Source organism: Pseudomonas sp. P4_C3 (assembly GCF_056402075.1).
The window spans coordinates 1-4,856 of the sequence record NZ_JBFUIC010000292.1 but is presented as its reverse complement, the minus strand read 5'-3'; the positions used below and the strand labels follow the sequence as shown (position 1 = coordinate 4,856).

Sequence of the window (4,856 nt, the reverse complement as noted above, 5' to 3'; positions counted from 1 at the left end):
ATGGAGTGTCAGGCACGACGGCGTCAACTGACACACCATCGCGAGCAAGCTCGCTCCTACAGGGATCTTCATTGTTCGTTCCAATCGGTTTAACACCATGAATACATCAACTGCCAAAGCTCACATGGACATTGTCCAACCGCAGCGTAAAAGCCGCGTGACCAATCCCGGCTGGTTTCTGGTCAGCCCTTCGGTAGCGCTGCTGCTGTTGTGGATGATCGTGCCTCTGGGCATGACCCTCTACTTCTCGATGATCCGCTACAACCTGCTCAATCCGGGTGAAAACCAATTTGTCGGGCTGGAGAACTTCACTTATTTCCTGACGGACTCGGGCTTCCTGCCCGGCGCCAGCAACACGCTGTTGCTGGTGGGCAGCGTGCTGCTGATCAGTGTGGTGTTCGGCGTGCTGATCAGTGCGCTGCTGGAGGCCAGTGAGTTTTTCGGTCGCGGCATCGTGCGGGTGCTGCTGATCTCACCCTTCTTCATCATGCCCACCGTCGGCGCGCTGATCTGGAAGAACCTGATTTTCCATCCCGTGTCGGGGATTCTCGCCTACGTCTGGAAGCTGTTCGGCGCGCAACCGGTGGACTGGCTGGCGCACTACCCGCTGCTGTCGATCATCGTCATTGTCTCGTGGCAATGGCTGCCCTTCGCGATCCTGATCCTGATGACCGCCATGCAGTCCCTCGACCAGGAACAGAAAGAAGCCGCGCGCCTGGACGGTGCCGGGCCGATCGCGATCTTCTGGCACCTGACCTTGCCCCACCTGGCACGGCCGATTGCGGTGGTGGTGATGATCGAAACCATCTTCCTGCTCTCGGTGTTCGCCGAAATCTTCACCACCACCAACGGCGGCCCCGGCTACGCCTCGACCAACCTCGCCTACCTGATCTACAACCAGGCGCTGGTGCAGTTCGACGTTGGCATGGCCTCGGCGGGCGGCTTGATCGCCGTGGTCATCGCCAACATCGCCGCGATCATCCTGGTGCGGATGATCGGCAAAAACCTGACCGACAAAGCCTGAGGCCTGCCATGACTCTTCAACAATCCCGTCGCCTGCAAAGCCTGCTGCTCGGTACATTGGCCTGGGCCATCGCGATCCTGATTTTCTTCCCGATCTTCTGGATGGTACTGACCAGTTTCAAGACCGAAATCGATGCCTTCGCCACGCCGCCGCAGTTCATCTTCATGCCGACGCTTGCGAACTACCTGCACATCAACGAGCGTAGCGATTACTTCAGTTTTGCCTGGAACTCGGTGGTGATTTCCTTCAGCGCCACGGCCCTGTGCCTGCTGATCGCGGTGCCTGCGGCCTACTCCATGGCGTTCTACGAAACCCAGCGCACCCGAGGCACACTGCTATGGATGCTCTCGACCAAGATGCTGCCGCCGGTGGGCGTGCTGATGCCGATCTACCTGCTGGCCAAGAGTTTCGGCCTGCTCGATACGCGCATTGCACTGATCGTCATCTATACGCTGATCAACCTGCCGATCGTGGTCTGGATGATTTACACCTACTTCAAGGACATCCCCAAGGACATCCTCGAAGCCGCGCGCCTGGACGGCGCAACGCTGGCGCAGGAAATGCTCCGGGTGTTGCTGCCCATCGCCAAGGGCGGCCTGGCGTCCACGGTGCTGCTGTCGCTGATCCTGTGCTGGAACGAGGCCTTCTGGTCGCTGAACCTGACCTCGTCCAAAGCCGCACCGCTGACCGCGTTGATCGCCTCGTACTCGAGCCCCGAAGGGCTGTTCTGGGCCAAGTTGTCGGCCGTCTCGACCCTGGCCTGTGCGCCGATCCTGATCTTCGGCTGGATCAGCCAGAAACAACTGGTTCGCGGCCTGTCGTTCGGCGCCGTGAAATGAAGATCCCTGTAGGAGCGAGCTTGCTCGCGATGGACGTGAACGATAACGCGTGCAGACAGGAAGAACGCTCCGCCTACAAATTTATCGCGAGCAAGCTCGCTCCTACATAACAACAAACGGAGGCCCATCACCATGGCCAACCTGAAAATCAAGAATCTGCAAAAAGGCTTCGAAGGCTTTTCCATCATCAAGGGCATTGACCTGGAAGTGAACGACAAGGAATTCGTGGTCTTCGTCGGCCCGTCGGGTTGCGGCAAATCCACGTTGCTGCGGCTGATCGCCGGGCTGGAAGAGGTCAGTGGCGGCACCATCGAACTCGATGGCCGCGACATCACCGAAGTGAGCCCGGCCAAGCGCGACCTGGCGATGGTGTTCCAGACCTACGCACTGTACCCGCACATGAGCGTGCGCAAGAACATGTCGTTCGCCCTCGACCTGGCCGGCGTGGCGAAAGCCGAAGTGGAGAAGAAGGTTGGCGAAGCGGCGCGCATCCTCGAACTGGGGCCGATGCTGGAGCGCAAGCCCAAGCAACTGTCCGGCGGCCAGCGCCAGCGCGTGGCGATTGGCCGGGCCATCGTGCGCAACCCGAAAATCTTCCTGTTCGACGAACCGTTGTCCAACCTCGATGCCGCCCTGCGCGTGCAGATGCGCCTGGAACTGTTGCGCCTGCACAAAGAACTGCAAGCCACGATGATCTACGTGACTCACGATCAGGTCGAAGCGATGACCATGGCCGACAAAGTGGTCGTACTCAATGGCGGCAAGATCGAGCAAGTCGGCTCGCCGCTGGACCTCTATCACCAGCCGGCCAACCTGTTTGTCGCGGGGTTTCTGGGCACACCGAAAATGGGCTTTCTCAAAGGCAAGGTCACACGCACCGACAGCCAGGGTTGCGAGTTGCAACTGGACGCCGGAACCCGCATCAGCCTGCCCTTGAGCGGCAGGCATCTGAGCGTCGGGAGTGCGGTGACGCTGGGCATCCGCCCCGAGCATCTGGAACTTGCCAAACCCGGCGACTGCGCCTTGCAGGTCACCGCCGATGTCAGCGAACGCCTGGGCAGCGACACCTTCTGCCACGTTCTGACCTCGTCCGGCGAAGCCCTGACCATGCGTGTTCGCGGCGATCTGGCCAGCCGTTATGGCGAAAACCTGAGCCTGCACCTGGATGCGCAACACTGCCATTTATTCGATGCCGACGGCGTGGCACTGACCCGCCCGCTGCGCGTTGCTGCCTGATTTCAGAGAGCCTGCGATGAAACTGAACAAACAGAACCTCAACCGCCTCGCGCCTGAAGTGGTCCTGCCCGCCTACGCGTTGGGCGATACCCGCCAAGGCATCGCGCACATCGGCGTCGGCGGTTTCCATCGCGCCCACCAGGCGTTTTACACCGATGCACTGATGAACACCGGAGAGGCGCTGGACTGGGCCATTTGTGGTGTCGGCCTGCGCGCGGATGACCGCCGCGCCCGTGACGATCTCAAGGAGCAGGACTACCTGTTCACCCTGTTCGAACTTGGTGATAGCGACGACACCGAGGTGCGGGTGATCGGCGCCATCCGCGACATGCTGCTGGCCGAGGACGGCGCCCAGGCGTTGATCGACAAACTGGCCAGCCCCGAGATCCGCATCGTCTCGCTGACCATCACCGAAGGCGGTTACTGCATCGACGACAGCACCGACGAGTTCATGGCGCACTTGCCGCAGATCCTGCATGACCTGGCGCACCCGGATGCGCCGAAAACCGTGTTCGGTTTCCTCTGTGCCGCACTGGCCAAGCGTCGCGCCGCCGGCACGCCGGCCTTCACCCTGATGTCCTGCGATAACCTGCCGCACAACGGTGCCGTCACCCGTAAGGCGCTGCTAGCCTTCGCCGCCTTGCACGACGGCGAATTACGCGACTGGATCGACGCCAACGTCAGTTTCCCCAATGCCATGGTCGATCGCATCACGCCGATGACCAGCATCCAACACCGTTTGCAACTGGCCGACAAACATGGGCTGGACGATGCCTGGCCGGTGGTCTGCGAACCCTTTGTGCAATGGGTGCTGGAAGACAAGTTCGTCAACGGTCGCCCGGCCTGGGAAAAGGTTGGCGTGCAGTTCACCGACGACGYCACGCCCTACGAAGAAATGAAGATCAAGCTGCTCAACGGCAGTCATCTGGCGCTGACGTACCTGGGATTCCTCAAGGGTTACCGCTTCGTCCATGAGACCATGAACGACCCGCTGTTCGTGCGCTACATGCGCGCCTACATGGACCTGGATGTGACGCCGCAGCTGCCGGCGGTGCCGGGAATTGACCTGGCCGAGTACAAGAACACCCTGGTGACGCGCTTCTCCAACCAGGCGATTGCCGATCAGCTTGAACGGGTGTGTTCGGACGGCTCGTCGAAGTTTCCGAAATTCACCGTGCCGACCATCAACCGCTTGATCGCCGATGGCCGTGAGACCAGGCGAGCAGCGTTGGTGGTGGCGGCGTGGGCGCTGTACCTCAAGGGCGTGGATGAGCATGGCGAGACCTATTCGATCCCGGACCCACGCGCAGCGTTCTGCCAGACGCTGGTGGCCGATGATGTGTTGATTACCCAGCGATTGTTGGCGGTCGAGGAGATTTTTGGTACGGCCATTGCGCGCTCGCCGGAGTTTGTCGCGGCGTTTGAGTGGTGCTGCAACAGTTTGCGGGATTTTGGGGTGTCGCGGACGTTGGAACGGGTGCTGGCGTAGGCCCTGCGGTGAGTCTGCTGTCGCCTTCGCGGGCAAGCCCGCGATGGCGGCCTGACAGTCGGCAGAGATGCTGAATGCTCAACGATATCCACCTGACGATCCAAGGATTTTGCATGACAACCCAACAACTCTTCCTCGGCATCGACTGCGGCACCCAAGGCACCAAGGCCATCATCCTCGAAGCGATCAGCGGTGAAGTGCTCGGCCTGGGCGCCGCCAGCCACAGCCTGATCAGCGGCCCCAATGGCTGCCGCGAACAGGACACCCG

At 60.9% G+C, this 4,856-nt stretch carries 4 protein-coding genes and 1 pseudogene; all 5 read left to right on the top strand.

Going from position 1 to position 4,856, the window contains the following annotated elements; all coding sequences use genetic code 11:
- Nucleotides 1-124: 124 nt before the first annotated feature.
- The gene (locus tag AC1DVH_RS25930; protein ID WP_477756205.1) at nucleotides 125-1,024 is read left to right on the top strand and encodes a carbohydrate ABC transporter permease; all 900 of its coding nucleotides are present in this window, start codon (nucleotides 125-127) and stop codon (nucleotides 1,022-1,024) included.
- A gap of 8 nt (nucleotides 1,025-1,032) precedes the next feature.
- The gene (locus AC1DVH_RS25925) at nucleotides 1,033-1,863 is read left to right on the top strand and encodes a carbohydrate ABC transporter permease (protein WP_477756204.1); all 831 of its coding nucleotides are present in this window, start codon (nucleotides 1,033-1,035) and stop codon (nucleotides 1,861-1,863) included.
- A 132-nt stretch (nucleotides 1,864-1,995) separates the two neighbouring features.
- Nucleotides 1,996-3,099: an ABC transporter ATP-binding protein gene (locus AC1DVH_RS25920; protein WP_477756203.1), complete on the top strand. Its 1,104-nt coding sequence runs from the start codon at nucleotides 1,996-1,998 to the stop codon at nucleotides 3,097-3,099.
- A 16-nt stretch (nucleotides 3,100-3,115) separates the two neighbouring features.
- On the top strand, nucleotides 3,116-4,588 hold the full coding sequence (locus AC1DVH_RS25915) for a mannitol dehydrogenase family protein (protein ID WP_477756202.1): 1,473 nt from the start codon (nucleotides 3,116-3,118) through the stop codon (nucleotides 4,586-4,588).
- Nucleotides 4,589-4,701: 113 nt separating this feature from the next.
- Nucleotides 4,702-4,856 (top strand): annotated as a pseudogene (locus AC1DVH_RS25910) (xylulokinase); the annotation flags it as partial.